Source organism: Luteolibacter flavescens (assembly GCF_025950085.1).
Taxonomy (GTDB): domain Bacteria; phylum Verrucomicrobiota; class Verrucomicrobiia; order Verrucomicrobiales; family Akkermansiaceae; genus Haloferula; species Haloferula flavescens.
On the sequence record NZ_JAPDDS010000001.1, the window covers coordinates 292,726 to 319,505 of the forward strand.

Annotated in this window: 24 protein-coding genes; 7 read left to right on the top strand and 17 right to left on the bottom strand. The window is 62.1% G+C overall.

Going from position 1 to position 26,780, the window contains the following annotated elements:
- Nucleotides 1-14 precede the first annotated feature (14 nt).
- Nucleotides 15-1,136, top strand: coding sequence for a nucleoid-associated protein (locus tag OKA04_RS01230; RefSeq protein ID WP_264499294.1), 1,122 nt, complete (start codon nucleotides 15-17; stop codon nucleotides 1,134-1,136).
- 99 nt (nucleotides 1,137-1,235) lie between these two features.
- On the opposite strand, the gene OKA04_RS01235 is transcribed toward OKA04_RS01230, so the two are convergent.
- Together OKA04_RS01235 and OKA04_RS01240 are read right to left on the bottom strand one after the other, a co-directional pair.
- Nucleotides 1,236-2,570 carry a DEAD/DEAH box helicase gene (locus OKA04_RS01235; RefSeq protein WP_264499295.1) on the bottom strand — a complete coding sequence of 445 codons (1,335 nt, stop codon included), beginning with the start codon at nucleotides 2,568-2,570 and terminating at the stop codon, nucleotides 1,236-1,238.
- Between the two features lie 231 nt (nucleotides 2,571-2,801).
- The gene (locus OKA04_RS01240; RefSeq protein WP_264499296.1) at nucleotides 2,802-4,025 is read right to left on the bottom strand and encodes a saccharopine dehydrogenase family protein; all 1,224 of its coding nucleotides are present in this window, start codon (nucleotides 4,023-4,025) and stop codon (nucleotides 2,802-2,804) included.
- Nucleotides 4,026-4,165: 140 nt separating this feature from the next.
- Between OKA04_RS01240 and OKA04_RS01245 the strand changes: the two genes are divergently transcribed.
- From OKA04_RS01245 to OKA04_RS01255, 3 genes are read left to right on the top strand one after another with little or no spacing between them, the layout of a single operon-like run.
- Nucleotides 4,166-4,696 carry an RNA polymerase sigma factor gene (locus tag OKA04_RS01245; protein WP_264499297.1) on the top strand — a complete coding sequence of 177 codons (531 nt, stop codon included), beginning with the start codon at nucleotides 4,166-4,168 and terminating at the stop codon, nucleotides 4,694-4,696.
- Nucleotides 4,683-5,174 carry a hypothetical protein gene (locus OKA04_RS01250; RefSeq protein ID WP_264499298.1) on the top strand — a complete coding sequence of 164 codons (492 nt, stop codon included), beginning with the start codon at nucleotides 4,683-4,685 and terminating at the stop codon, nucleotides 5,172-5,174. Before OKA04_RS01245 ends, OKA04_RS01250 begins: the two co-directional genes overlap by 14 nt.
- 24 nt (nucleotides 5,175-5,198) lie before the next feature.
- On the top strand, nucleotides 5,199-5,918 hold the full coding sequence (locus tag OKA04_RS01255; protein WP_264499299.1) for a PDZ domain-containing protein: 720 nt from the start codon (nucleotides 5,199-5,201) through the stop codon (nucleotides 5,916-5,918).
- Between the two features lie 57 nt (nucleotides 5,919-5,975).
- Here OKA04_RS01255 and OKA04_RS01260 read toward each other — a convergent pair whose 3' ends face one another.
- The 9 genes from OKA04_RS01260 to OKA04_RS01300 form a co-directional block, all read right to left on the bottom strand.
- Nucleotides 5,976-8,381 (bottom strand): PPC domain-containing protein, encoded by a 2,406-nt coding sequence (locus OKA04_RS01260; protein ID WP_264499300.1) that lies wholly within the window; start codon nucleotides 8,379-8,381, stop codon nucleotides 5,976-5,978.
- A complete protein-coding gene (locus OKA04_RS01265) occupies nucleotides 8,378-9,709 on the bottom strand; it encodes a DUF1501 domain-containing protein (protein ID WP_264499301.1) in 1,332 nt (443 codons plus the stop codon). The genes OKA04_RS01260 and OKA04_RS01265 overlap by 4 nt, the downstream gene beginning before the upstream one ends.
- Before the next feature lie 143 nt (nucleotides 9,710-9,852).
- Entirely contained in the window at nucleotides 9,853-10,338 is a 486-nt protein-coding gene (locus OKA04_RS01270; protein ID WP_264499302.1) for an MOSC domain-containing protein, read from the bottom strand.
- 56 nt (nucleotides 10,339-10,394) lie between these two features.
- Nucleotides 10,395-12,581, bottom strand: coding sequence for a molybdopterin oxidoreductase family protein (locus OKA04_RS01275; protein WP_264499303.1), 2,187 nt, complete (start codon nucleotides 12,579-12,581; stop codon nucleotides 10,395-10,397).
- Between the two features lie 128 nt (nucleotides 12,582-12,709).
- Nucleotides 12,710-13,429, bottom strand: a complete 720-nt coding sequence (locus tag OKA04_RS01280) for a PDZ domain-containing protein (protein ID WP_264499304.1) — start codon at nucleotides 13,427-13,429, stop codon at nucleotides 12,710-12,712.
- A gap of 22 nt (nucleotides 13,430-13,451) precedes the next feature.
- On the bottom strand, nucleotides 13,452-14,210 hold the full coding sequence (locus OKA04_RS01285; RefSeq protein WP_319800592.1) for a PDZ domain-containing protein: 759 nt from the start codon (nucleotides 14,208-14,210) through the stop codon (nucleotides 13,452-13,454).
- Nucleotides 14,211-14,279: 69 nt separating this feature from the next.
- Nucleotides 14,280-14,858 carry an alpha-ketoglutarate-dependent dioxygenase AlkB family protein gene (locus OKA04_RS01290; RefSeq protein WP_264499305.1) on the bottom strand — a complete coding sequence of 193 codons (579 nt, stop codon included), beginning with the start codon at nucleotides 14,856-14,858 and terminating at the stop codon, nucleotides 14,280-14,282.
- Nucleotides 14,855-15,694, bottom strand: a complete 840-nt coding sequence (locus OKA04_RS01295; protein WP_264499306.1) for a methylated-DNA--[protein]-cysteine S-methyltransferase — start codon at nucleotides 15,692-15,694, stop codon at nucleotides 14,855-14,857. The genes OKA04_RS01290 and OKA04_RS01295 overlap by 4 nt, the downstream gene beginning before the upstream one ends.
- Nucleotides 15,695-15,748: 54 nt before the next feature.
- On the bottom strand, nucleotides 15,749-16,096 hold the full coding sequence (locus OKA04_RS01300) for a hypothetical protein (RefSeq protein WP_264499307.1): 348 nt from the start codon (nucleotides 16,094-16,096) through the stop codon (nucleotides 15,749-15,751).
- 263 nt (nucleotides 16,097-16,359) lie between these two features.
- Here OKA04_RS01300 and OKA04_RS01305 point away from each other — a divergent pair, with 263 nt between their 5' ends.
- A complete protein-coding gene (locus tag OKA04_RS01305; RefSeq protein WP_264499308.1) occupies nucleotides 16,360-17,523 on the top strand; it encodes a hypothetical protein in 1,164 nt (387 codons plus the stop codon).
- Here OKA04_RS01305 and OKA04_RS01310 read toward each other — a convergent pair.
- The gene (locus tag OKA04_RS01310) at nucleotides 17,503-18,183 is read right to left on the bottom strand and encodes a zf-TFIIB domain-containing protein (RefSeq protein WP_264499309.1); all 681 of its coding nucleotides are present in this window, start codon (nucleotides 18,181-18,183) and stop codon (nucleotides 17,503-17,505) included. The two genes, OKA04_RS01305 and OKA04_RS01310, sit on opposite strands and share 21 nt — an antisense overlap.
- Before the next feature lie 154 nt (nucleotides 18,184-18,337).
- Between OKA04_RS01310 and OKA04_RS01315 the strand changes: the two genes are divergently transcribed.
- On the top strand, nucleotides 18,338-19,450 hold the full coding sequence (locus OKA04_RS01315; protein ID WP_264499310.1) for an acyltransferase family protein: 1,113 nt from the start codon (nucleotides 18,338-18,340) through the stop codon (nucleotides 19,448-19,450).
- Nucleotides 19,451-19,467: 17 nt separating this feature from the next.
- On the opposite strand, the gene OKA04_RS01320 is transcribed toward OKA04_RS01315, so the two are convergent.
- From OKA04_RS01320 to OKA04_RS01330, 3 genes are all read right to left on the bottom strand, one after another.
- Nucleotides 19,468-20,598, bottom strand: coding sequence for a serine hydrolase domain-containing protein (locus OKA04_RS01320; protein WP_264499311.1), 1,131 nt, complete (start codon nucleotides 20,596-20,598; stop codon nucleotides 19,468-19,470).
- Between the two features lie 87 nt (nucleotides 20,599-20,685).
- Nucleotides 20,686-22,557, bottom strand: a complete 1,872-nt coding sequence (locus OKA04_RS01325) for a SulP family inorganic anion transporter (RefSeq protein ID WP_264499312.1) — start codon at nucleotides 22,555-22,557, stop codon at nucleotides 20,686-20,688.
- Nucleotides 22,558-22,564: 7 nt separating this feature from the next.
- Nucleotides 22,565-23,833: an LptF/LptG family permease gene (locus OKA04_RS01330; protein ID WP_264499313.1), complete on the bottom strand. Its 1,269-nt coding sequence runs from the start codon at nucleotides 23,831-23,833 to the stop codon at nucleotides 22,565-22,567.
- A 272-nt stretch (nucleotides 23,834-24,105) separates the two neighbouring features.
- On the opposite strand from OKA04_RS01330, the gene OKA04_RS01335 reads away from it, so the two are divergent.
- Nucleotides 24,106-24,750: a D-Ala-D-Ala carboxypeptidase family metallohydrolase gene (locus OKA04_RS01335; RefSeq protein ID WP_264499314.1), complete on the top strand. Its 645-nt coding sequence runs from the start codon at nucleotides 24,106-24,108 to the stop codon at nucleotides 24,748-24,750.
- A 12-nt stretch (nucleotides 24,751-24,762) separates the two neighbouring features.
- On the opposite strand, the gene OKA04_RS01340 is transcribed toward OKA04_RS01335, so the two are convergent.
- Complete coding sequence (locus OKA04_RS01340) at nucleotides 24,763-25,617, bottom strand: tetratricopeptide repeat protein (protein ID WP_264499315.1); 855 nt, start codon at nucleotides 25,615-25,617, stop codon at nucleotides 24,763-24,765.
- 85 nt (nucleotides 25,618-25,702) lie between these two features.
- Nucleotides 25,703-26,755 (bottom strand): GNAT family N-acetyltransferase, encoded by a 1,053-nt coding sequence (locus OKA04_RS01345; RefSeq protein WP_264499316.1) that lies wholly within the window; start codon nucleotides 26,753-26,755, stop codon nucleotides 25,703-25,705.
- Nucleotides 26,756-26,780 lie beyond the last annotated feature (25 nt).

Sequence of the window (26,780 nt, forward strand, 5' to 3'; positions counted from 1 at the left end):
CCTCCGCGCCCCGCATGTCCGCCAAGATCCGCTTCACTTCCGCCTCCGCCTCCCGGCTCGTCCTCGCGAAAATCGGCCACCCGCAGCGCGAGGAGCCGCTGCAGACATCGAAGCAGGTCTATCCCATCGAGGAGGCTGACCGCAGCACGCTCACGTCCCTTTTCCTCAAGCCCTTCAAGAGCCTGGCGGGCTATCGCTTCCACCACCACTCGTCGCTCGACCAGCACGAGATGAATGCCTGCGCAAAAGCGATCTTCGAGGACCCGGAGAAGCTGCTGGAAAAGGGCTGCGACATCGCGAAGCGACTCTACACGAAGTCCAATCACCCGAACATCAAGTCCGGCGACCTCTGCATCTCGTGGATCGACGATCTGGAGGTGGATGGCAATCCAGTGACCGGCATCTGCATCCTGAAATCGGAGAGCGTGGTGCCATTCCTCAGCATTTCCACCAAGGACGGCGACCTCCAACTCCACACCGAGCATGGAATCAATCCGGAGAAGATCGACAAGGGCTGCCTCATCCTCAATCACCACCCGAACAAGGGATTCCTCGTGCTGACCTTTGATCGCACGGGCTCCGACTCCCGGTTCTGGGTGCGCGATTTCCTCGGCGTGGTGGCCGTGACCGACAGCCCCTTCCTCACGAACAAGTTCACGGACATGGCCGTGGCATTCGTGAAGCAGGAGGAGAAGGCCAAGAAGGAGGCGAAAAAGGAGCAGGAGAGCAGCGCCGAGGAATCCGGCCCGCCGATCGACGACACGCCGCCATGGGAAACCACCACCGCGGCCAAGGACGCGCTTTCCTACTTCGAGGAGAAGGAGCAGTTCAGCCTCCAGGAATTCGAAGAGCAGGTGCTACGGACGCCGGAGGCCGTGGAGAAATTCCGCGAGCACAAGGCGAAGGTCGAGGAAGAGCAGGGCCAGCGCTTCGACGACAAATTCGAGATTTCCAAGAAGGACGTCACCAAGGCGAAGAAGCGCATCGGCACCGTGGTCAAACTCGACACGGGCGTGGAGATCCACGTGAAGCCGACCTTCGCCGAGCAATCCGACGCGGTGATGGAACGCGGCTTCGACGAGGAGAAGGGGAAGAAGTTCATCAAGGTCTACTTCAACGAGGAAGTGGGCCGCTGACCTCCGCCCCGGCGGACCACAAGGGGTGTCGACCTCCGGTCGACACGGCGTGAACGGAACCGTTCACGCCGCACCCCTCATGGGGTCTGCGGGACGATCTTATCTCCCGCGCGGACCGCGCCGGCGACGGCTAGTCCGCTTCGCGGCCGTGGCTTCGCCTTGTGGGCGGCCTTGGCCTTGCTGCTGTCCGCCTCCGCCGCCACCACCTTGACGGCGGGGCTGCTTCTGCGCCTGAACGACACTGCCACGGGCTCCGCGCTGGTAGCGCTCCATGAGCGACTCGGCGTGCCAGTGGTGATCGTTCCAGTGCGGGACGGGCATGCGGATGATCTTCTCGATGTCCCGCAGGTAATCGAACTCCTCCTCGGAGCAGAAGGATACCGAGCGGCCGTCTGCACCCGCTCGACCGGTCCGGCCGATGCGGTGCACATAAGCTTCCGGCTCATTGGGCAGGTCGTAATTCACGACCAGCCCCACGTCCTTCACGTCCACGCCGCGCGCAGCTACATCGGTGGCGACGAGCACGGGCGTGAGACCCTTGCGGAAGCGCTCCAGCGCCTTTTCGCGCTGTGCCTGCGACTTGTTGCCGTGGATGGCATCGGCTTGGAAGCCAGCGGCGGTCAGGCCCTTCGCCAGCTTGTTGGCACCGTGCTTGGTGCGGCTGAAGACGATGGTGAGCTTCGATTCGCCGGCCTCGGATTGATCCTTCAGCAGCACCTCGAGGAGGTAGCGTTTGTGCTCCTTCTGGATGAAGGCGACCTTTTGCTCGATCCTCTCCGCGGTGGTGGTCTGTGGCGTAATGCTGACCTTCGCGGGGTTCTTCAGAATCGTCTCGGCGAGCTGCACGATATTCGGCGCGAGCGTGGCGGAGAAGAAGAGCGACTGGCGCTGCTGCGGGATCATCGCGACGATCTTCTTCACATCGCGGAGGAAACCCATGTCGAGCATGCGGTCCACCTCATCCAGCACGAAGAACTCGACCCCGGAAAGGTCGAGATGCTTCTGCTCGATCAGGTCCAGCAGGCGGCCGGGCGTGGCGACGAGGACATCCACACCGGTGCGCATGGCGGCGACCTGGGGATTCTGGCCGACGCCACCGTAGATCATCGTCTGGCGGAAGCGGACGTGGCGACCGTAGGTGGTGAAGCTCTTCGCCACCTGAACGGCGAGTTCACGGGTCGGAGCCAGCACCAGCGTGCGGGCGGTCTTCGGCTTCAGCGGGCGTGGATTCTCGTGAAGGGCATTCAGGATCGGCAGCGCGAAGCTGGCGGTCTTGCCGGTGCCCGTCTGCGCGCAGCCGAGGAGATCGCGACCTTCCAGAAGAAGAGGGATCGCCTGTGCCTGGATCGGCGAAGGGACGGAGTATTCCAATTCGCGCAGGGCGCGATGAAGGGGCGCGGCCAGTGGCAACGCCTCGAATGTATTCGGGGTCATTTAAGTGGGCCTGCCTGCGCGGACTGTCCGGGCGGCTGGCGGATTCGATGAGCATTCAGGGATCCCCGAACCATCTCTCATCGATGAAGACCGGAAAAGGGCTGGAGCCGGAATGACTCCGCGTCGGCAACGGCCAACGGCGCGGATTCCTAGCAGGAAATCCCGAACTGGCAAGCAGAAGCGGCGGGAGCGATGATTCACCCCCGCCGCCATAAATCATTTTCGCCACGCTCAGGCCACCACGAAACCCGCAGCCTGCTCCGGCGTGAGCTCGATGAATTGCCACGGAAGGCCGTGCACGTTCAGGTCGGCCATGAAGGCATCGGGATCGTGCTGCTCCATGTTCCAGACGCCCGGCTTCTTCCAGTCACCGGCGAGCATTTGCTTCGCGCCGATCATGGCGGGCACGCCGGTGGTGTAGCTGATCGCCTGGCTACCGACCTCGCGGAAGCACTCCTCGTGGTCGCAGATGTTGTAGATGTAGATCGCCTTCGGCTTGCCATCCTTCAGGCCGGTGATGACGTTGCCGATGCAGGTGCGGCCCTTGGTGGTGACACCGAGGTCGCCGGGATTTGGCAGCACCGCCTTGAGGAACTGCAGCGGGATGATCTCCACGCCGTTGTAGGTCACCGGGTCGATGCGGGTCATGCCGACGTTCTGGAGCACTTCGAGGTGCTTCAGGTAGTTCGGCGAAAAGCTCATCCAGAACTGCGCGCGCTTGATCGTCGGGATGTGCTTCACGAGGGACTCGAGTTCCTCGTGATACATGCGGTAGATCTCGTAGGTGCCCACGCCTTCCGGGCAGGTGAATGCCTGATGCTTCGACATCGGCGCGGTCTCGACGAATGCGCCATCCTCCCAGTGACGGCACTCGGCGGTGACCTCGCGGATATTGATCTCCGGATTGAAATTCGTGGCGAAAGCGTGGCCGTGGTTGCCGCCATTCACGTCGATGATGTCCAGCGTGTGGATTTCGTCGAAGTGATGCTTCAGCGCCCAGGCGGTGAAGACGTTCGTGACACCGGGGTCGAAGCCGGAGCCGAGCAGGGCGGAGAGACCCGCCTTCTCGAACTTCTCCTGGTAGGCCCACTGCCAGGAGTATTCGAATTTTGCGACGTCCTTCGGCTCGTAGTTCGCGGTGTCCAGGTAATCCACGCCGGCTTCCAGGCAGGCATCCATGATCGCGAGGTCCTGATAGGGCAGGGCCACATTGATGACGAGGGTCGCGCCGGTCTGTCGGATGAGGGCGACGGTCTGGGCCGGATCATCCGCGTCCACCTGGGCGGTGGCGATTTCCCGGCCGGTGCGGGCTTTCACGGACTCGGCGATGGCGTCGCACTTCGACTTCGTGCGGGAGGCGAGGGTGATTTCGCCGAAAACCTCGGGGACCATGGCGCACTTGTGGGCGACGACGCTGCCGACTCCGCCGGCTCCGATGAGAAGGACCTTGTTCATGGAAATGGTGGAGGAAGGGGTGGGGGAAAGCGGCCCGGCGTGCAAGGAATTCCGCGTGGAGGAATCGCCCCGGCAGAAACCCGCCACCCGCCGCAAGATTTTAGAGACAAACCGGCGGGCGAAGGGCATTTTTACAGCGAATGAAGTCGTGTGCCTCTGCGGAATGGAAAGCTTGGCTGGCCGAGTGTGGCCCCCGGCTGCTCCTTTTTGCACGCGGCTGGGCCCCGAGCCGTGAGGATGCCGAGGATCTGGTGCAGGAAGCCATCGTCCGCCTGTGGAATTACCAGCAGGACAAGGGCGGCGGTGTGCCGGACCTGCCGCTGGCATTTTCCACCATCCGCTTCTGCGGGCTGAATCACCACCGGTCCGAGAGTCGCCGCCGGAAGCGGGAGGAGTCGATCATTTACCTGAACGATTTCACCGATGTCTGGCTCGATCCCTCGATGGAGGACGATGAGGACGCCGTGCGTCTGCGCGACGCTGTCCAAGAGCTAAGCCCGAAGCTCCGCGAGGTGGTCACGATGAAAATCTGGGGTGGTCTCACCTTCGCGGAGATCTCCGAAGCCCTTGCAATTTCCCAAAACACCGCTGCGTCGCGCTACCGCTACGCGCTCGAACAACTGGCGCAGGACATGCGCCGACTGAAGGAAGAACGCCATGGAATCGCCTGAAGATATCGAAAAGGCGCTCGCCCGTTTGATGCCGTCCGCAATCAGCGAGAAGGGCCAACGGTCGATGGATGACCTGATCGACAGCCTCGCCGCCGGAGAGGTGGTCGAGGTAGAGGGGTTGCCCGCGCAAAAGCTGAGCCGCCCGTATTGGTCGTGGTTCGGTGGAATCGGGGCCGCTGCTGCTGCGGTGATCGTCGCGATGAGCCTGCCACAGGGCGGATCTCCGATGGTCGCTGACAATACCCAGACGCCGGCGACCCCCTCCACGAACGGCGATCTCGTCCTGATCGGCTCCACGGAAGTCGTGGAAGATGCCGTGCCGGAAGACTGGATGTCCGAGACCGACGGCGTGCCGCACCGCGCCTGGCGCGTCCGGGTGGTCGATCAAGAGCGTCTGCGCGATGTCCAAACCGGCTACGAAGTCCTCGTTTCCCATCCCCGGGAAGAAGTCCGGCTGATGCCTGTCACCTCATTCTGATTTGTGAAAATCTCCGCCATTATCTTGGGAATCGCCCTTTCCGGCTCCGCATTTGCGGATGAAGCGGCGAAGAACCACGCATCGCCGACGCAGCTCATCCAAGGAGTGAGCGACACCCCGTGGCTGGGCCTGACGGTGGGTCGTCTGGACGATGCGGTCCGCGCCCACGTCCGGGATCTCCCCCAAGGGATCGGCTTCGTCGTCACGGATGTGGCGGCTGGTAGCCCGGCGGAGAAGGCAGGAGTGAAGGCCTACGACGTTTTCTGGAAATTTGGCGACCAGTTGATTGCCAATGAGGCGCAGCTATTAACCCTGCTCCGCCTGAAAAAGGACGGAGATAAAGTGGATCTCAGTATTTATCGCTCCGGCGAATCGCTGGTCATCCCGGTGACGCTTTCAAAGCAGGCGGAAGATCCGCCGCACGGACAGCTTTCGTCCAGAAACGCTGCTTCACCGGACACTCCGATGAAGGTGCTCAATCCGGCCGATCGCACCGCTGCCATCGAGACCCCGGACGGCAAGGCTGTCCTCTCGCTGGTCAACGGCCAGTCCGAGGTAAAGATCACCTCCAAGACTGGCAGCGTGATTTTCCAAGGTCCCACCAAGGACGCCCAAGGCGTTTCCCTTGTCCCGGATCCGTGGAAGCCGCGCGTGGGTGCTCTGGAACGCGCTTTGGCTCATGCAGTCAAGGGTAGCCGCCCTCCGCGCATGCGGGTGCTCACAGCGTCGGAAGATCAGAATTAAGGGTGGGGGGTATTTGCCCTATTCACCTCCTCTGCTGAGGCTGGCCTTTGGACTGGTTTAGTTCTTTTTCTGCCTGAGTTGCTCCAGTCGTGAGAGCGGCTTTTCCGCTGGTGCGGCGGCAGGGGCTACAGGCGCATCGGTTTGTGCGACGGGTTGAGGCGGCGGGGTGTTCTCCGCAGGCTTGTCGATGCGCAGGGTGCCACCTTGGCCGACCTGATGCAGGATCGTCGCGCCATTCTCTGGCACGGTGACACGGCAGAAGAGGGCCGTGTGCTTGCCCACCGTTGCGTCGGGCGCGATCTCCACCGGGAAATGCACTTCGGCCTGGCCGTGGGGAAAGCTGACGGGTTGCGTCTTTGCGCCATGCGGCAGTCCCATCAGCTCGGCGGTCGCATTACCGGTGAAATTCCCCGGGAAGTCCACCTTGCACAGCACCGTGGTCGGCTTCCCTTGTTCCGTGGCGGCCATGTCGATGGCCATGCCGAGATAGGGTTCTGCGATTTTCAGGGTCACCAGCGAGGTGGAGACCAGCACCGGGCCTTTCGGGGTGTTCGCTTCTCCGAGAATGCAAATCTGCCATTCGCCTGGAGCCGCGTCGCCATTGGCGTTCACTTCATAGAGCGCCTCGCTCTGGTCTCCGGGCATGGTGATCGTGGCGGGCGTCCCGATACCCGGCGGATTCCAGAGGAAACGCAGGTTGATCGCCTCATTGTATCCCTCGGAGCGCTGCGCCCGTACCTTCAAGTGCATCGAGCCGTTCTTCACGATGGGCACCGCGGGCGCTTCCAGTTCGAGCCGGAACGGCGCTTCCTCGATCACGGCCACGGGAATGCGGTCGCTTTCGGCGGAGTGGTAGGCCCCTTGATTGTTGATCTCCACGTGGTGGACCGTATCGCGCAGCGGACCTGACACTGGAGGTGCATCCCCGGCGGACTTCACGTTGAAGCGATGCAGGCTGCCGGCCACCGTGGCATCGGCCGCGGCTTCAAAGACCACCGGCGTTGCATTGACCGAGCGGTGGAAGACCGGCGCGGTCATCGTGACTCCGGCGGGTAAATTGCCGGCTGACAGCGCGAGATCACAGCCGACGTTCTCCCGCGTCACATTGATCACGGCGGCGTAGCGGTTTCCGCGAGGGACGTTGATCACCTTCCACTTCTGGGAATTGTCACGCTCCACAACCGGCAGCGTGGCGGCGACCACGGGCTCGCGCCGTGTGATCTCCAGACGATAGGTGAAGTCGGAACCGCCGCGCTGGAGTTGGTCGCGCACCACGGCGAGGTATTCACCGTCCTCGGGCGCGGCCCACTGGAGGATCGAATCGGGGCCTCCCTGATCGTCGTTGGTGGCGAGGTTCTTGCCCTTCGCGTCCCGGATCGAGAGGACCGCATCCAGCGGTGAACGGATGTCGCGTGCGAGCACCTTCACCGTGAGGTTTTCGCCCTTCTTCGCGGTGAACTTGAAAAAGTCCACGTCGCCGGACTCACCGATCACCCCGTGCGCGGCGCACGGAAGCTCGGGAAGCGTCGAGGCCTGCTTCGGGCCCGCATTGGGCTCGGTCTCGGCGACGTGGTTGAGGGGGGAAACCTTGATCCAGACGGGCGAGGGCACGCTCAGTCCGTCACGGGTGGGGAAGAGTGGGAAGCGGCCATCCGCATCCAGCGGGATGGCGATGGTCTCGGAGAATTCCCCGACGGGATCGCCGATGAACTTGAACTCGACCGTCTCTCCGGGCTTAGCGCCGGAGGGGAATGCCGCGGTGGGACGGGGGAAAGTGCCGATGCTCACCCGGTATTGGCAGGCATCGTTCCCTTCGTAGGCGGCCTCGCGCACCAGCACGCGGTAGTCACCGTCCTCCGGGATGATCGTCGAGACAAACGCGTCGGTCCGCAGCAGCGGGGCATCGTCACAGGACGCGATCTCGAAGCCCTTCGGATCGACGATGGCCACATAGACATCGAACATGGTGCGACCGAGGCGCATCGCTTCCACCTCCGCGGTGAAGCGCTGGCCCTTCTTCAAACTACAAACATAGTAGTCCACGTCCTCCTGCTTCGCCACGCCTTGGACGGTGGTATTCAGCTCGATCCTCTGCGCCTGCTCCGGCTTGTCATTCGGATCGACCTCGCCGACCACCGGGAATTGCCCGACGAAAAACGAACGGAGATAGCTCACTCCGCCTGCGGTGCGCACCCGCAGGCCGTGCTCGCCGAGCGGGGCATCCGGCTTGATGAAGATCTTCGCCGTGGCGTGCTTGTCATTCTCGACGGCGATCGAGCGGACCTCGATGCCGGGCTCGTAGGCGAGCAGCTCCTGGAGGCCATCAAGGCGCTCGCCGTGGAAATGCATTTCCACCTCCGTGCCGCGCTGGCCGCCACGGGGCTCGATGAGATTCAGCACGGGCGTGAAGCCCGCGAAGGCTGTCCCCCCGAGCGCCAGCGAGAGCGTGAGTCGCGCGATCATGCCTTCTTCGCGAGCAAGACATCCAGCACATGTCCGCCATCGACGATCTCGATCGGTCGACCGCCAGGAGCCATGAGCTCCTTGTCCGCGGTGATGCCGATCTGGTTGTAGATCGTCGTGGAGAGATCCTCGACCGTGATCCCGTCGGTATCCACGCCACCGCCGAGCGCGTCGGACGAGCCGTGGACATAGCCCTGCTTGAAGCCACCGCCGGCCATCATCACGGAGAAGACATTCGGCCAGTGATCGCGTCCGCCGGTTGTATTGATCTTTGGCGTGCGGCCGAATTCCGTCGTCACCATGACCAGCGTGGAGTCGAGCATGCCGCGGCGCTCCAGGTCCCGGATCAGGGCGGCGATGGCCTTGTCCACCTTGGGAAGCTGTCCCTCGATGTTGCCCTTGATGTTGTCGTGGTGATCCCAGCCGCCGACAGTCAGTGAAACGAAGCGCGTCCCCGCCTCGACCAAGCGCCGAGCGAGAAGCATGCGCTGGCCCGCGTCGTTGCGGCCGTATTCATCTTTGATCGCGTCGGGCTCGGCTTTCAGGTTGAAGGCCTCGCGGGCGGTCTCGGAAGAGATCAGCTTGTAGGCATGCTGATAGAAGGAATCCATCGCATCGATGGCATCGGACTTCTCCAGCCCGCGGAAATGAGCATCCACGGTTTCCAGCAGGGAGCGACGCCGGTTGAAGCGGAACTCATCGCAGCCGCCCGGGAGATTCAGGTCGCGGACCTGGAAATTCCCGTTCGCGGGATCCGAGCCGAGGGCGAAGGGGCCGAAGGCTGACGAAAGATAGCCGCTGCCTGCGAATTCATTCGGCACGTTCGGCACGCAGACGTAGGGCGGCAGGTTGTTCTTCGGCCCGAGCTCGTGGGAAATCACCGAGCCATACGACGGATACTCCAGCGCCGGGGACGGCCGGTAGCCGGTGAACATGTTGTGCGTGCCGCGCTCGTGGGCTGCCTCGCCATGGGACATCGAGCGGATGATCGTCATCTTGTCCGCGAGTCCGGCGAGTTCCGCCAGCTTCTCACCGAACTGGACGCCGGGGATCTTCGTGTCGATGGCACCGAAAGGCCCGCGATATTCCGCCGGAGCGAAGGGCTTCGGGTCAAAGGACTCCTGATGCGCGAGGCCACCGGGAAGAAAAATATGGATGATCCCTTTCGCGACTCCTTCCCGGGTCTCGTAGAATTTCTGGTCCGCCTTTGCCTGTTGCCGGAGGAACTGGGGCAGCGTGAGTCCCAGCCCGCCGACCAAGCCGACGTGGAGGAATTCGCGGCGGGACGCATAGCGGTCGAGCGGATTGCCAGGGCAGATCGGTTTCATGAGTGGAAAGGAGTGGCCAAGCACGCATTACGCCCGTGCCGGGGAGTTCCTTTTCACTGTTATGTAGGGAAAATGATTTTTCTAGCTTCGAAAAGCGGCGACGACGACCCTCGGAGGCTTTCGGCAGGATGCCGAAGCCACTGTCAGCCAGCGAATTCCGTTTCGCCGAGGTGGATGTGGCCGCTCTCGAGGATCTTGCAGCGGAGGCCGCCGCGATTGTGCATCAGCTTCTCGGTGCCGGCTTTTCCGCAGGCCTCGTCCATCCAGTAGCACGGGGCGCACTTCTGGGTGCCCTCCAGCAGCGCGTCTCCGAGGCGGAAGACGCGGCCGACCAGCCGATTCAGGTCGATGCCGGAGACCACCACATTCCGGCGAAAGATGGACGACTCCAGATCCTGATTCTCCGAGTGCTGGCGGACGTCATCGATCACGGCGTGGTCAATGAGCGTGATCTGACCCAGGTAGTTCTTTTTCCAGTCAAAGAAGCGATCCCCCGGGATACCCTTGCCAGCCACCAGTTCGACCTCGTCGTGTTCGACGATTTCGTGCTCGCTCGGCTGCTTGCCGTGATGGCCGAAGTAATTGTGGCCGGGCGAGGTGTAGATGCCGTGGATGACGACTTGGGTCACGGTGAGAAGGTAGGGGGGGAGATGAGGATTTCCAAGTCCGGAGGATGTCCTCGGGATCACGTCTTCGAGATGGCAACGGCGCACGCCTTGTAATTGGGCTGGCGCGAATGGGGATCGTAGGAGGGGTGGGTGAGGCGATTCACCTCCGGGTAGTGCATTGGGAGGAAGAGCTGTCCCGGCTGAACGGTAGGCGCGATGTAGATGGACGCCCGCATCTCCCCGCGGCGGGAACAGATGGTCACCATCTCGTGCTCACGGAGCCCAAGCCGAGCGGCGTCGGCGGGATGGATCTCCACATAGGCCTCCTGCGGATAGAGCTTTCTCAGGATGTCCGATTTCCCCGTGCGTGTCTGCGTGTGCCACTGGCTGCTGGTGCCGCGGCCGGTGAGCAGGGTGAAGGGATAGGCGGAATCCGGTGCCTCGGGAAGTTCCGCGGGCGGAGAGAAGAGCAGCTTTGCTCTCCCGCTCGAGGTGAAGAATTTGCCGTCCTCAAACAACCGCCGCTCGTTTCCCGAGGGTGGATTCGTGGCCGGGTAGGGCCACTGGATCCCGCCAAGTCGGTCGATCATCTCGTAGCCCTCGACGCCGGTGATGTCACAGGGGCGATCCTTCGTGAGGTCGCGTAAAAAGTGGAATGCCGCCTCCGGATCGGTCCAACGGGCGAAGAGATCCCCGCAGCCCCAAGCGTGGGCAATCAGGCGGAAGATCCGGAAATCAGAGAGCGCGATCCCCGGGGCCTCGCGGACCTTTTTCACCGTGCCGATGCGACGCTCGGAATTGATGAGGCAGCCGTCCTTCTCGCCCCAGCCCGCCGATGGCAGCACGAGATCTGCAACGCGTGCGCTCTCGGTAGTGTGGTACATGTCCTGTACCACGATGAAGTCCAGCTTCTCGCGCAACTCGGCAAGCCGGCCGCTGTCGATCCATGAGTGGAAGGGATTGGTGGCGACAATCCACAGGCCCTTGATCTTGCCTTCCTCCGCGGCGGCGAGGATCTGGTCGTAGGCGAGTGAGTAGTCGGATGGGATATTTTCCACGGGGATGCCGAGACCGGCGGCGACTTTCTCCCGATGCGCCGCGTCCGAGAAATCATGCCCGCCGACCATCGACGTGGTGTTCGAGAAGAGCCGCGATCCCATCGCGTTGCACTGCCCTGTAATGGAGTTCGCGCCGGTGCCCGGCTTGCCGATGTTGCCGGTGATCAAGGCTAGATTGATCATCGCCTGTGCGGCGCGGACGCCCTCGTAGGATTGATTCACGCCCATGGTCCACCACCACGAGACGCGCTTGCCCGGCTCAGAAACGGTGCGAGCAAGTGACTCGATCTCCTCGACGGAAAGTCCGGTTTTCTCCGCGACCCTCTCCGGCGCATAGTCGTGGAGGAATGCCGCGAATTCGTCGAAGCCCTCGGTGCGTTCGACCCATGCCGCATCCGTCCGGCCATCGCGGACGATGCAATGAGCGAGCGAATAGAGCAGCGCGAGATCACCCTTTGGCTTCAGTCGCACGTGCTGGGTCGCAGCCTGTGCTGTCTCCGTGGCGCGCGGATCAATGACGATGATCCGCGGGCTCCGCTTGTTTCGCATGACCCGCTGCCAGAGAATCGGGTGAGCGATGCAGAGATTCGATCCGACCAGCACGATCACGTCGCTCTCCTCGAGGTCGCCATAGGTGTAGGGCGGAGCATCGAAGCCGAAGGCCTGCTTGTAGGCTGTGACGGCCGTGGCCATGCATTGGCGGGTATTCGCATCCCCGTGGATGAAGCCCATGCCGAACTTGAAGAGGCAGCCGAGAAAGGCCATCTCCTCGAAAGGGATCTGCCCGGTGGAAAGGAAGGCCACCGATTCGCGACCGAGCTTTTCCTGGAGGTTCTTGAATCGGGAGACGAAGGCGTCCATGGCCTCCGCCCAGCCAACTGGCATCATTTCCCCATGCTCGTTCCGGAGCAGGGGAGTTGTCGCCCGATCCGGGGAGTCGAGGGGATCAAGGGCTTGCCATCCTTTCGGACAAGCCATGCCGAGATTTACGGGATAGCCCGCCTGAGGAGACAAGTTGATCGCACGGCCATCGTCGTCGAGGTGAAGCTTCAGTTGGCATCCTGTGGCACAGTAGCCGCAGATCGCGGTCGCGGTGGATGCCGGCTTCAGGCGCTTCGGGACCCGCCCCAGCCCGAAGTGTCCGGGCTCGAGGACGAGATCCGCGGTCAGGGGACCAGTGTGCTGCTTGAGGAGCTTGCGAAGCATTCGGGGAAGTGGAATCCCCTTCTTAAAAGCACGGCGTGTGCGATCCCGCGGTGCCGCGTGGTGCCGAGACGCTCCTTAGAATCATCCCGGCCATGAGCCAGCCTCATCCGGCCTTGCGACCGTCCTTCTTACTCGCTGTCCTTCCGCTTCAGCCTCTCGACCTCGCGGCGCAGCTTCTGAATCTCCCGCTGCTGGCGATCCAAGCGACGATTCATGTCAGCCAGCAGTTGAATGGTATCGGGGCTCCCGAGTGCAGGTGCTGGATCGGCCTTTTCGACAGGCGGTGTCGGAAACTGAACCAGCACGGTTACTTTTGCCCGCTGGCCTTTCTGGATGATCTCCAGATCGACGGCGGGATTTCCGGCAGTGGCGGACTCCACGATGCCGCGGAGATCTTCGAGGCTTCCGACCGCCTTCCCATTGGCCCGCACGATGATGTCATTCTGGCCGATGCCCGCGCGGGCAGCAGGACCGCCGTCCATCGCCCGCTCGACCAGAACTCCGGTGCCTTCCTCCAAGCCGAAGTGAGCGCGAACCGCGGGATCGAGAGGAAGAACGAGGACACCGATCTTCGGGCCTGAATCCGCCATCGGTCGTTCGCGTGCCTCACGCGGTGGCCTGGCCTGACGCGGCTCTCGTGCGGATTCCTCCGCGGCCTTGTCGTGCGATTCGAGATCAAGGAGTGCTTTGTTCTCCAGGAATTTTTGCAGATCCGCCTCGGTCGTGCCCGCGCGATTCATCCGCTCAAAGAGATCCATCAGCTCCTGCCCCTCCCTCGGTCCATCCTGGGCATGAAGTCCGGAAACAGCGAGAAAAGGAACGGCGAGCAGCGCGAGGGTCGTTTTCATGGGTATATCCGCAAAGCGACACCTATCGCCCGGGTTTGTCTTTCAGCTTTTGGATCTCCTGCCGGAGTTCATCGATCTCCTGCTGCTGGAGCTTCTGTCGTTTCTCCAGCTCTTCGATTCGGAGTTGGTCTGGATCTTGTGCTGAGGCAGTTGGTTTCGGAGGTCCGCCTTCCGGCTTGATGACAGCCGAGTGCGGATCGCTGCGTCGAAGCCACTCCAAATTCACGGAATGGCCGGAATTTCCCGCGTCCTGAACGCATTTCGACAGCTCATCCTGGGTGGCAACCGGGTTGCCATTCACTCGCAGGATCACGTCATTGCGTCGGAGGCCTGCCCTGTGTGCGGGGCTCGATGGAACCACGTCGCGAACCAGCAAACCTCGAACCTTTGCCTCGGCGTCTCCAGACGAGATCGGATCGGCGATCACTCCGATTATCCAGGATTTGACGGGGGAAGTGAAGGCATGATCGAGAAGGCCCAGCCACGTTGCTTGCCCGGCTTCGGCATGCTCGATCCTCTGAACTTCAATCAGCGCGTTCCTTTCTCCGCGTGTAAGAACGCGTGAAAAGGGTGCTGCTGGTCGTCCGGCATGCGGCAACATCAACTCCGCCTTGGCCCGCTGCTCGACGGCTTTCCGCAGATCCTTTTCCGAAGCTTTATCACGATTCACTTCCTCGATGAGCTTCGTGATTGGCCTGGTTGGCTTTTCCGCATTCTCCTGCGCCGCGACGTGCCCCGCCAACGTTGCGGCCAGCGTGAGATGGGTCAGGAAGTTATTCATATGGAGTTCGAATTTTTCCATATGAATAACTGGTTTTTGCGTTCGCTGCAATGATTTACGACTCTCGCACTACAGTCCCGCCATCGTTCGGAAGGTCAGGTTGATCCGCGGTTCCTTGATCCTGGCAGCCTTGGGCAAGGCATGTTTCCAAAACTCCTGCGTCTCGTCCTTCATCACCAGCAGGCTCCCGTTTACGAGACGCAGGGAAATGGTCTCCGCGGTCAGCTTGTGGCGGAAGGCAAAGTCCCGTTCCGCGCCGAAACTGAGCGAAGCGATGCCCGCCCGTTTCAGTAATGCCTTCTCATCATCGCTGTGCCAGCTCATACCCTCGCCGCCGTGGTGGTAGAGATTGGCGAGGCATGAGTTGAATGACAGGCCGGTGATACCTTCGACGATGTATTTCAGCTCAGCTAATTCATCGGTCCATGCGATGGCTTGTTTCACGGTGCCGGAATAGCGGTAGGGGATGCCGGCGTCCGCGAACCACGCGACTTCTCGCGCGGTGACGATCCGCTTGCCAAACATCACCACCTCGTCGTGCCGCCACGGGATGGATGAACTCAGGCGCTCATAGTAGTTCCGTGACGTGACCTCATCAAAAATGCGACCGTGATAAACGACCGTCCCGTCCTTTGGCAGCAGGTTCATCGCTTGGCCTCACGGTCGAGGAGTTCACGCTTCCGCTCCACACCCCAGCGGTAACCGGAGAGCCCGCCATCCGTGCGAACCACGCGATGGCAGGGGATTGCCACGGCCAGCTTGTTCGCAGCGCACGCACCCGCAACGGCGCGAACGGCCTTCGGATCACCGAGTCTTTCCGCGATCTCCGCGTAGGTCACGGTGGTTCCGGTGGGGATTTCTTGGAGTGCTTTCCAGACGCGGAGTTGGAAGCTCGTGCCACGGATATCCAGCGGCAGCGACCAAGATTCACCGGGGCGTTCCATGTGACCGGCCACTTGCGCGACGATGCGCTCGAAGTCGCGATCCGCTCCGATCAACTCCGCCTTCGGAAAACGTCGCTGCAAGTCCTCCAGCAGTGCCTGTGGATCATCACCAAGCAGAATCGCGCACACACCGACATCGGTGGATGCGACGAGCAGCCCTCCGAGAAAAGACTGCCCGATTGCAAAGCGGATGCTCTCGCCTGCGCCTCCTTTGCGATACGCCTTCGCCTGCATGCCGAGCAGGCGCTTCGAGTCGGCGTAGAAGCGTCCGCTCGATTCAAATCCGGACTCATAGATCGCCTCGGTGACGCTGCGCGCCTTGGGCAGTTCGTCCTGCATCCGCCGCGCACGATTTGCCGCGGCCCATGCCTTCGGGGTCAGCCCCGTCGTTTTCTTGAAAATCTTCTGGAAGTGGAAGCGGCTCAGTCCCGCCTCTGCCGCCAAGGTGTCCAGATCGGGAATCCGATCAGCCTCCTCGATGTGACGGCATGCCCGAGCGACAAGGTCCGAGTGATCGGGTGGAGCAGGCGCGGATTTCATGCCTTCACCCTAGCTCATGAGGTGACGGGAAAAACTCCGTTTCTTGCGATCTGCTCAAGCCGCCATGGATTGCTCACGAGAAGCCGGGACTGCACCCATTTCCGGCAATCCCTCAATGGAACGGGCGATGACCCGCACAAGAACGTCTGGATAGGCCAACTTCAGTTGCTCAATGAAATCGGATTCTTCAAATGCAATCACAGCGTCCAGATGACCGAATCGCGGCACCGCAGCACCGGCATGCGGGAGAAAGCGGACGCCCTGATCATTGTCCTCGCGAAACCCGCAACCAGGGCAGAGCAGGTAAACGTAATTCTCCTCCATCCACTGATTGCAGAGGTTTTCCATCCATGGGGCGGGTTCGCTACCAGATGGGTTGATGACGAGGAGATTTGGTTTCATGGCGAGAGGGGTGCTTGTCGTGTGAAAAATGACCGATCCATTTCGCAACCTCCATGCCAGCACGCTTTCCCTTGATTCTGCGTAATCACCGCCCCCCGCACGACCCGGTCATCATGCAAGGCTCAATCTAACATCTGCACTTTGCAGTCCATCGCAGCCATGAAGGTGGCACTGCGGAGTAGTCCGTGACGATCGTATTGCAGCAACTCCTGCGACCTTGCATGGGAGAGGAATTCCTGCTGAATGTGGGAAGAGCAATGTTGATGAGACCGGGTGCAGAACGATGGCTGGTCGGGCTGCTCGGGTGCTTTCTCGCATCCGGGCTCGCTCTCGGCCAGGAGCCATCGCCGCTGAAGCTCCCGGGGGCCAAGCAGCGCGGCGTCGGCTGTGCCTTCTACGCGAATGTCCCGGCGCTCACCCGGGTGAGCGGCATCCATATCGTGGATCATGATCCCGTTTCGAATGCCATGGTCGCCAGCATCTATGGCCTGCGAAAGGGCGACTTCGCTTTCCGGAGTGCCTTCGACAAGGAGGTCTTCTTCGAACTCTTCGGGATGAGTTATGAAGGGGTGCGACACGATTACGCCGACCTGCCGCGGAAGGATCTGCTGGTGGAAGCGGAGCGCTTGATCGCACGGGTCTTTGATCCCGCACTCGAAAGCGGGCATTTCATCTCACTACGCTCCATCGGCCCCTTCGGAGGGCCACACAATGTCCTGCTGCTCGCCAGGGCGCATGGCAAATATCACGTCCACGACCCCACGACGGGTGCGATTGTCGCCACCAGCAGGACGGGTCTGGCGGGAAGGATTCTGAGCGAGATCAAGAACGGCTCAAAGCTGAAGAAGCGCTACTTTTCCGCCTATCACATCGTGAATGTCGGTAGCTCGGCCGGACCATCCGGAACACCACTGCGGATCAAGCAACTGCCCGAGTCCATGGACGTGCGGGAGGGAGAAGCCGGAATGAAAGTGCTCGAAACAAAGCTGACTCCGGCGAAAAACGGAGTGCCTTCCGACTTTGAGCAAGTGGCGGCAACGTGGCCAGCCATCGACTTCGCGATGATCCGGAGGAAGGGGAAGGATGGGGAAAGGCTCATCAGCGCCATCGACCCCACGCTCGCCGCCGATCAACTGCACGGCGCGGCCAGCCTGGCAAAGCTGGCGATCAACAGCTATCAGATCGGAGCGCGGGATCTGCTGCCGGTGTGGTGGATCGACGGGCAGCCACTCGTGGTCGCCGGCTACAAGAAATCCGGTGCACCCGGCGGGGCCCCGACGATCACTTGGCTGGGCAAGGGGGGAGGCGAAACGGTGCGACTGAGCAGCGCACTGGCGAAGCTGAAATCGTCTGGCTCGCTGATCGGATACGTGCAGGTGCCGCGGAAGGAAAAGACTTCCTCAATTTCAATCGACGAAGATCGATAATAGCCCGCCGAGTATCGCTAGAACGTCGAAAGTACTCACCTTTCCGGAGTCATCTTCCCGGTCATGGGGAGGAGATTCAGTCGTCACCAAGGATGAAGCGATGCGCTTGGTCGGGACTGAGCCATACAGGCGCTTTGCCCGGGCGGCTTCGTGCTGCTGATAGATCAGCTTTCCACCCGCGCGCCACCACTCTGTCAGGCGGCGGAGTTCGCTGCCCTCCAGCCACACCCCGTGCGTGCCGCAGCGGTCCACGATGACGCCGCTGTGCCCGCCGAAATTCAGGTGGCTCATCCGCTCGGCGCACATCGGGCACTTGAGATAGACGATCTCGCGCTCGTGGGCGAAGTCGATGGCGATCTGGTTGAGCTGGGTGGGGTCGAGCCAGACGAGCGGGTTCGTCTGTGCGTCCAGCAGCGACTCCAGTTCGCCGGGATTGAAGAAGGTGCCGAAGCAAGTGGTGCAGCGCTCGATGCGGATCTTCGGTTCGGTATCGAATTCGATCACATCGAGCGCCGTCGAGCAGTGGGGGCAGGGGAGGGACTCGTCCGTGCCGAGGTCACGGAAGTGGATCTGACGCAGGTTCACGTCCTGCCTCACCCCGCAGAAGGGGCAAAAGGTCATGGTGCCCTGGAGTCGGCCACTGCAGCTCGTGCATTTCATCGCAGCGTTTCTCCCCGATCTGCGGGCAAGGGTCAATTCCACCCGTGCGCGGGGATTCCACCCCGGCACGACGAATCACCGCCCGATTTCGACACATGCCGTCCCGCAGGTCCGGCTTGCAATCCTGTGCACGCCCGCAAGCTTCGCTGCTGCCATGGCCGACTCCCTAGCTCCCGCCCAGCGTCTCCGCTCGCTCGATGCCCTCCGCGGCTTTGACATGCTGTGGATCATCGGTCTCGCGGACCTGTTCCACCTGCTGGCAAAGGGCACCGGGATCGGTTGGCTGGGTGCTTGGTCGGTGCAACTCGAGCACGTGCCATGGGATGGCCTGCGCGCCTACGACCTGATCTTCCCGCTCTTCATGTTCCTGTCCGGCGTGTCCGTGCCGTATGCCCTCGGCAAGCGGTTGGACCGTGGCGAATCCAAGGGCGCGCTGCTTGCCACGGTGTGGAAGCGGGCGCTGCTGCTGGTGCTGTTGGGCATCATCTACAACGGAGCGCTGCAATTGAAATTCGACGGTCAACGCTACGCCAGCGTGCTCGGGCAGATCGGCCTCGCCTATGGCATTGCGGCCAGCATTTTCTTGGTCGCGTCCTCGTGGAAGGCGCGGGCCATCTGGTGCGGCGGCATCCTCGTGGCGATTGCGGGCCTGCAACTGCTCGTTCCGGTCCCCGGTCATGGCGCCGGAGTCCTGACGCCGGATGGCATCGTGAATTCCTGGGTCGATCAGATGCTCTTGCCTGGCCGGCTTCACGGGGGCGTCTTCGATCCCGAGGGACTGCTGTGCATCGTCTCGGCATCTGCCCTCACCCTTGGCGGCATCCTCACCGGCAGCTATGTGAAGAGCTGGGGAGCACCGTCACATGTCGCCGCCGGTCATCTGCTGCTCGCTGGAGCAGGGCTGCTGATTGCAGGGGCGATCTGCTGGAAGCTCGGCTACCCACCGATCAAGTCAGCCTGGACGACCACCTTCAACCTGCTCGCCGGTGGCATCTGCGTGTGGCTCTTCACCGCGTTTCACCTGGTGATCGATTTCCGCCCGCAGACCCAATGGAGCTTTCCTTTTGAGGTGGTCGGCATGAACCCGCTGACGATCTATCTCGCCGAGCGGGTCATTCCGTTTCCTGAGATCTCCTCCTTCTTCTTCGGCGGCATCGCCCGGCTCAGTGGCGCGTGGGGCGAGTTCGTCCTGATGGCCGGGATCCTGCTCATCGAGTGGCTGCTGCTCTGGTTCCTCTGGAAGAAGCGGGTCTTTCTGCGGGTGTGAGCAAGCCGGCCGCCGCCTTACTTTGCAGAGGCTTCGTGGAATGCCTTTCGAATGTCCGAGCCGTCGGAATTCGGCAGGTCGGCACGCTGGATGAGCAGCAGGTGGATGCGCTTCTTCACCGGATCGATCCATGCCTGCGTGCCATAGGCTCCGCCGTGGCCGAAGGTGCCGGGTGACAGCGTGGCGGCCACGCCCTGGGGCTCGCGGATCACGCACCAGCCGAGGCCCCATCCATTGCCAGGGGTGAAGCCGGTCTTCAGGTCGCCGCTCTGGACGGTGGTCATCTGCTTGACCGCCTTTTCAGAAACGTAGCGTTTCCCGTCGACTTCGCCGCCGCGCAGGATCATGCGGGCGAATTTCTCGTAGTCCTCTGCCGTGGAGAAGAGTCCGCCATTCGCACGCGGGTAGCGTTCCTTGTTGGTGATCGGCTTGTTCCCGAGGAACATCAGCGGTGTTTTCTCAAGCTCGCCCGCTCCGGTGCGCTTGTAGGAGACAGCCAGTCGAGCGGCCTGCTTTTCCGTCGGATAAAAGGTCGTGTTCTCCATGCCGAGCGGCTGGAAGAGATGCTTGTCGAGGAAGTCGGGGAAGGACTCGCCGGAGACCACTTCCACCACGCGGGCAGCGGTGTTGATGCTGGTCTGGCAGTACTGCCACTTCGTGCCCGGCTCGAATTGTACCGGCTTCGCGACGATGAGCGGCATCAGGTCCTTGAGCGTGGCGATGTCACCGGATTCCTGAGGTGACACCTCGCTCAGGCCGGAACTGTGGGTCAGGCACTGTTTGATGGTGACCTCGACCGCTTTGCCGGATGCGTCCTTGAGATCCTTGAATTCCGGCAGGTATTTTGAAACCGGATCATCCACCGAGAGCTTCCCCGCATCCTGCATCATCATCACCGCGGTGCCGGTCACCGGCTTGGACATTGAGGCGATCCAGAAGAGGGCATCCGCCTCCATGCTCGCCTTGTTCTCCAGATCGGAGAAGCCGTTCGCCCCGAGGTGGAGGGTCTTCTCATCGTCGCCCACGAGAGTGACGACCCCGGCGATTTCCTTTTCGGCGATCAGCTTGTCCATCGCCGCGCTGATGGTGGGGTTCACTTCGGCGAGGGCGGTGGTGGCGAGCATCGAGAGAAACAGGATGGGCTTCATGTGGAGATGAAATGGCGGGTTTGAAGGCCGCATCCACAAGGGGACGCGACACCCTCCATCTACGGCGATCCATCCGCCCTCTACCAACTACTTCTTGTTCGGATCGTAGAAAATCCGCACCTCCGCTTTCTCGCCGCCGAGGAGTTGCTGGGCGCGCTTGAGGGCGTCCCGGGTGGAGAGGTTGGGGTTGCTCGGCTTGTTGAGGAAGATGTTGCTCTCCCCGGCCTTGCGATCGGCTCCTTCCTGGACCGTTGCCAGCACGCCGGAGTTCTTCAGCACCCGATAGACCTCGCGGGTGGCCCCGGAGACGAGCAGGTGGCGGTCGTTGGCGCGCATGAATTTCACCAGATCCTCCAGCGCCAGCACGGACGTGGCGTCGAGGTGGCGGGCGTTTTTCAGGCGCAGGATCATGATCTTCAGCGAAGGGTCCGCGGCGGTGCGCTGGATCTGCGTGCGGAAGAGTTCGGCCGCGCCGAAGAAGAGATCCCCCTCGACGTGAACGATGGAAATCGCGGGATTAGGTCGCTGGCGCTTCTCGCCCATCTGGCGGAGTTCCCCGGCATCGCTGAATTCATACTCCACGAGGTGAGGCCGGCTCGCTTTCCGGAGGAAGAGGGTGATCGAAAGCGCGACCCCGATAAAGATGGCCACGTGCAACGGCGCGATCAGTGTGGACACGAAGGTCGTCACCAGCACCGCGGCATCGTCCGGGGTGGAGCGCGAGCAGACGCGGATATTGTGCCTGTTGATCAATGCCAGCGCGATGCCGATGATAAGCGCCGCCAGCGCGGCCTTTGGCACGTAGTCGATCAGGGAAATGCCATAGGCGGGTAGCCACGCGATCAGGAGGGCTGCCGACAGCACCAGCAGGCCGGAGTAGATGGACGACATCCTCGTCCGCGCTCCGGACGAGAAATTCAGGGTGGAACGCAGCAGCGATCCCGATGCCGGCATGCCCCCGGCGATGGCGGACGCGAAATTGGCGGCGCCGACTGCGAACATGTCCTGATTCACGTCCGAGCGATCACCGGAACGGGAGGCGATCGTCTTCGCCATCAGCGTGTTTTCCAGACAGGCGAGGAAGGCGATGGCCAGCGCGACGGCGACCAGGGACGAGATGTCTTCGAAGATGCCGGGCCGGGCGAACTGGGGCAGGGACGGCAGCAGATCCTGTGGCGAGAAGGTCCGGAAGCGAGCGGCATTCGCGAAAGGAGCCACGCCCTGCTGGATCAGCGTGCCGAAGACCGCGGATACGGTGACGAGGATGATCGCGAGATTCGGCCATCGCGGCTTCCACCGCCTCATGATCATGAAGAGCGCGAAGGTCGTCGCGCCGATGATGATGGGCCCCCAGTCCGCGTGGGGTAGGGATTTCACCAGTGCCTCCACCAGTCCCATGAAGCTCCGCGAGCGGGACTGGTCCACCTCGTAGGCGACGCCCAGCAGGTGCTTGAACTGGTTCGTCATGATGAGCACCGCGGCGCCGGAGACGTAGCCGACCAGCACCGAGCGCGAGATGTATTGCAGCAGGTCCGCGACGCGCAGCAGCGAGCCTAGCAGACAGAAGAGACCCACCATCATCACCAGCAGCGGGACGAGCTGGGTCTCCCGCGCAGCCAGCGCGGGCTCCACGGCGAAGAAGCCGAAAAGCATGAAGGCCGTCGCATTCGTCGGCCCCAGGATCGTATGCCGCGAACCGGCGAAAAGCGGGGCGATGATGGAAGCCGTGGCCGAGCAGGCGATGCCGAAGACGATGGGCAGCTCGGCGATGGCCGCGTAGGCGATGCCCTGCGGGATATCCAGCAGCGAGACATTGAGCGCCGCCTTGCCGTCGGCGCGGAATTTCTCCCGGTTGTAGTTCCGGAAGGTGTGGAGGATGGGCAGGGGATCCAGCTTCCCCCCGCGGAAGAACTCGCCGAGACGGCGGGCGATCCTGCGGAAGTGGAAAGGCGATCTCATGAAATCCTCAGCGGAACCGTGCGCGGCGCAGCAGCACCAGTCCCAGCACCACGCAGACCACATTCGGCGCCCATGCGGCGATCAGGACGCCGGTGTGGCTCTTGCCACCCAACATGCCGCAGATGAAATAGGCCACACCAATGAGCAGACTAATGATCAGCCCGGACGAGGTATCCTTTCGACGTGCCTTGATTCCCAAAGGAATGCCGATGAACGCAAAAACAAAGCAGGCGAGAGATGCCGAGTAACGTCGATAAATTTCCTTTTCGTAGTTGGGAATGTAAGCGGTCCAGTCCTTCAACATCTCCGTCTTGAGAAGGCTCTGCGTTTCTTCGAAGAGCGGCGTCGCTTCTTCACCACGTTCCTTCATCGCTGCAATCTCGTCCTTCAAGGCGGTTCTCCTGGCAACGACGTTTGCCTGAGCAACCTTCAGGCCTTCGATCGCTTCCCGGATTCCCGCATTGCTCATGGATGCTGGATCTTTCTTGGCCTCCCTAGTCTCATACGGCAGGACCACCGGCACCGACTCCTCTGCAAGCACAATCTGCGGGGTATTTGAAGCCGATGAACCGGGTTCACCCGGCTTCCCGCCCGATGTCATGAACATCGCGTCGTAAAGATGCAGGCGGAACTCATTTTTCGTCGTGTCGATGACGGTCTTGGCCTTCATCGCATGGACGTAGATGTCGCGGGCGTTCTTGTCGGCAGGATCTGCCACTTTGAAGAGATGGAATCCCTCCATCATCATCGTGTCGCCGTCCGACTTTTCGATATAGGCGCGCACGTCCTTCAAGCTCTCCTCGAAGCGGGCCAAGCCGTCCTGCTCGGCGGCTGTATTGAGCATGCTGCGCGGGTCCATCGCGAATGCCCGCATGCGGATCGTCTTCGATGTGTATTTCGCCCACGGCGCGACTTCCAGATTCAGCCAGAGACATCCCGCGGAAAGGAGGGCACCGAGCACGAAGACCGGCATGGAAAGCCGAGTCAGGCTCAGGCCAGCGACGCGGAACCCGGTGAGTTCATTCTCCGAGGACATCCGGCCGAAAACCAGCAGGACCGCCGAAAGGAATGCCCACGGGATGGTGTAAATCAGTGCGAAGGGCAGGGCGGCCACCAGGAATTCACCAATGATCGAGAGCGGTGCGCCCAGCTCCACAATCAGCATCCGCAGATTCTGGAACAGGCTGCCCATCACGAGGATGGTACTCAGCAGCAGGATGGCGAACAGCGTCCCGACGAGGACTTGGCGGCCGATGTAGCGGTCGGAAAGACGCATGGATGAGCTATCATGGTTCGGCTCCCGCGAGCTGTCGAGAGGGAGTTGAGGTGTTCACAATGGCCATACGAAGTGGGTGCTTCCTCATCGTTTGCTAACACAAGTGCCTAACGGTTAGCATTTGCACACGAAAGTCCTTGCCGTACCCGACACGCTTGCTTTTCTCCACCGCGAATTCGCCCGGCCGAACCGGGAAGATTCTTTCACGAAATCACACGGCATGAGGTTTGCTCCTCCTGCCGGTCCTCCCAGCCAGCCCGCACACTCACCACATGCTCATCGATCCGTCCCGCGGCGAGTCCGCCCATAGCTCGCTCCAATCCCGCCGTGGTGCCCTCGGCACCCTTGGAGCCGGCGCTCTCGCTCTGCTTGGTTCCACTGGTTCCGCCTCCGCTTTCTTCTCGAAGAAGCCCAAGGTCACCATCGTTACCGCATCCGCGCCGGTCGATCTCAACGGCCTGCCGCCGGAGTGGGTGGCCCTCCAAGGTCGCGAGCTGAAGGCTTACTCCGATTTCCTCACGAGCCTGCGGCTCCAGCGCCTGACCCCGCGCCAGGTGATCGAGGCTCACGCCAAGCAACGCGGCACGGTGTGGAATTCGCTGCCACCACGTGCCTACTGGCGCCAGATGGTTCCCACGCTCCGGGTCGTCGATCACGTCGCGATGCGGATCAACCAGCCGGTGTCCGAGATCCTCTCCGCCTACCGCGCCCCGTCTTACAACGCCCGTTGCCCGGGTGCCCGGTCCGGCTCCTACCACCAGGCGAATGTCGCCGTGGACGTGAAGTTCCCGGTGGCACCTTCCACGGTCGCCCAGACCGCGCGCACCTTGCGCTCGAGCGGTCTCTTCCGCGGTGGTGTGGGTCGCTACTCCAGCTTCACCCACATCGACACCCGCGGTCAGAACGTCGATTGGTAAAGAGGCCGCGGGTCAGTTTGTGGCTGCCCGCTCGATGTTCTTCACCTTGCGTTGGTTCACGGCTTCGAACTGAGCCTTCCATGCCGGGCCGGTCTTCCGCGAGGCGGGCATGGCCTGCATCAGCGCCAGCGCGGAGTCGCAGGATTCCGAGGCTTCCTTGAAGCGCCCCGCCTTTTCAAGAATGCTGGCTCGCTGGATGGAGAGATCCACGGACGGGCGGAAGCGTGCCGCGAGGGCGTCGACCCGGCGCAGCGCCGAGTCGTGCTGGCCGATGGTGATCTCCAGCTCGATCGCTTTTTGATGAAGCCCGGCGAGCACGCCGATCTTGGCGAGACCTTGGTCAAGCACCGCCACGGCACCGGCCTTGTCACCGCTCTCCTCTAGCCATGCGGCACAGGTCAGCACGTCGGTGGGCGACGGCTTCACGGTGAGATCGAGAGCTTTCCGCATTGCGGTGACGGCCTCATCCTTGTGACCGGCGTCCCTTTCCACATGGGCAAGGAACAGCCAGCCAGCAGCGAATTTCGGATGCGCCGCGACGAGGGCAGAGGCTTTGGGCAGTGTGCCTTCCTCCTTCTTCACCCGGCTGATGCGGGCATCGAGCAGGAGGTTCTTCTGCTGTTTTGGCTCCAGTTCCAGCAGGCGCGTGACCACCGGCCGGGCGAGATCGGGATGACCCGCGGAAAGGAGAAGGTCCGCCTTCTGCCGCAGCAATTCAGGATCATCGGGAGTTTCCGCGAGGTGCTCTTCCAGATGCTCCAGCGTGTGGCTCGGGTCCGGATGGGCTGGCAGAATACCGGGCAGCAGCACTGCCGCGAGAAGTGCAGGAAGAATGAGGCGGGTGCTGCGGAAAAGAGTCGAATGCATGTGGCCGAAAAGTCCGACCGAGCCAGCCAGCCCTCATCCCACCAGCGCGAATCTCTTCGTGTGAAGAATTCGAAACGTGGACCGCTCAGAGAAGCTTCTCAAAGATCTTGGACTCCCGCCCGCTGTCCTCGAGTTGCTTCCGCCGGGACTCGGGGAGGGCCTCCGGTCCGCGGAGAGCGTAGTTCACGCGGTGCTCGAAAAATTCAGCCGCCCGAGTGGTGAGGGCGAAGACCCGCGGCAAACCCTTTTCGCGAGCCATCTGCTCGGCATGTTTCACGAGGTCCACCCCATAGCCGCGGCCTTCGTGATTGAGCTTCACGTAGAGGCACGCGATCTCGGCGGTATTGTCCTCGGGATATTCGTGGAGGGCCACGCAACCGACGACGTTGTCGTCGATCGCCATGACGCGGTAGTCACCGATCCTTGCCTGGATATCCTCGTAGGTGCGGGCTACCAGCTTGGTGCGCCTGACAGAGCGCCCGATCATGCCGAGCAATTCCGGAATGTCCTCCTCTCGGAGTCCGCGTATCTCGCGGTAGCTGTCGGCATGGATCATGGTGCCCACACCTTCGTTCGAGAAAAGCTCGTCGATCAGCACACCTTGGCGGCGGCCATTCAGGACATGCACGCGCGGCACGCCCTTCCGGCAGGCTTCCGCGGCCGCTCTGAGGAGATCCGCTCCAGTCACCGTCCCGGATGCGGCGAGGGCGAGGGCATCAGCGGCACGCACCGCGGGCACCGGCTCACCATCGATGAGGATCGCTTCTTCCAGCAGGGCGATGAGCTTCACCGCACCGATGCCCCTTGTGAAATCGACCACCTGGGGATCGAGCGGGTCATTGGAGGAAGCATCCGCGACCACCGTTTGACCACGGGCCAGGATCGACTTCGCCTCCTCGATTGCGCCGGGGTCGCCGAGCGGACGGGTCAGGCGTGCGGACATGATCTCGCACTCCAGTGTCCAGTCGTAGAGATCCTTCAGGTCCCCACCGAGCACGCCAAGGATGAGCTTCACGCCCACGTCTTCCATGGCAGCGAGATCCAGCAGGCTCTCCGCGATCGCAGGCTCGGGCAAGAGCCCGGCATCAATGAGCACGACGAAGATCTTCCCGCGGAACTGCGGGACATACTGAAGCACCGCGCGAAAGTCACCTTGGTCGGCC